Source organism: Vibrio sp. 10N.222.52.C3, assembly GCF_041474195.1.
GTDB lineage: Bacteria > Pseudomonadota > Gammaproteobacteria > Enterobacterales > Vibrionaceae > Vibrio > Vibrio crassostreae_C.
Genome location: NZ_JBFRTQ010000228.1, coordinates 1 through 661, shown reverse-complemented (window position 1 = coordinate 661; position 661 = coordinate 1). Strand labels below are relative to the sequence as shown.

The following is a 661-nucleotide window of genomic DNA, read 5'->3' as shown; positions in this document are numbered from 1 at the left end:
GTTAAAGAGCAAGAGTTTTTAAAGCATTAAACTTTCAAAACCATTTTTAAATACACTCAGTTTTCTATTACTAAGAAAAGTGTGCTTAAAGATGGTGGGCGATACCGGGCTCGAACCAGTGACCCCCTGCTTGTAAGGCAGGTGCTCTCCCAACTGAGCTAATCGCCCATGATAGTTTTGATTCCTTCATGGAGAAAGAATGGTGGAGCTATGCGGGATCGAACCGCAGACCTCCTGCGTGCAAGGCAGGCGCTCTCCCAGCTGAGCTATAGCCCCATATTTTTATTTCCTTGGGAGGAAATGGTGGGCGATACCGGGCTCGAACCAGTGACCCCCTGCTTGTAAGGCAGGTGCTCTCCCAACTGAGCTAATCGCCCCAAATTTTATTTCCTTGGGAGGAAATGGTGGGTCGTGCAGGATTCGAACCTGCGACCAATTGATTAAAAGTCAACTGCTCTACCAACTGAGCTAACGACCCTTTTTACTTCTTGAAGGAAGTGGTATCCCGTAGGGGAGTCGAACCCCTGTTACCGCCGTGAAAGGGCGGTGTCCTAGGCCTCTAGACGAACGGGACACTGCAATTCATCTCTACTTTAAAAGTAGAAACAAACTTCGAAGAACTTGGGAGTTCTTCATCTCTTTACTTTTCTAAACCTAATCA

Annotated in this window: 5 tRNA genes; all 5 read right to left on the bottom strand. The window is 47.0% G+C overall.

Features of this window, described 5'->3' with window-relative positions:
- Positions 1 to 92: 92 nt before the first annotated feature.
- Positions 93 to 168, bottom strand: a tRNA-Val gene (locus AB4517_RS22515).
- A 32-nt stretch (positions 169 to 200) separates the two neighbouring features.
- A tRNA-Ala gene (locus tag AB4517_RS22510) sits at positions 201 to 276 on the bottom strand.
- 25 nt (positions 277 to 301) lie between these two features.
- A tRNA-Val gene (locus AB4517_RS22505) sits at positions 302 to 377 on the bottom strand.
- Positions 378 to 402: 25 nt separating this feature from the next.
- Positions 403 to 478, bottom strand: a tRNA-Lys gene (locus AB4517_RS22500).
- A gap of 20 nt (positions 479 to 498) precedes the next feature.
- Positions 499 to 574 (bottom strand) — tRNA-Glu (locus tag AB4517_RS22495).
- Positions 575 to 661: the final 87 nt, after the last annotated feature.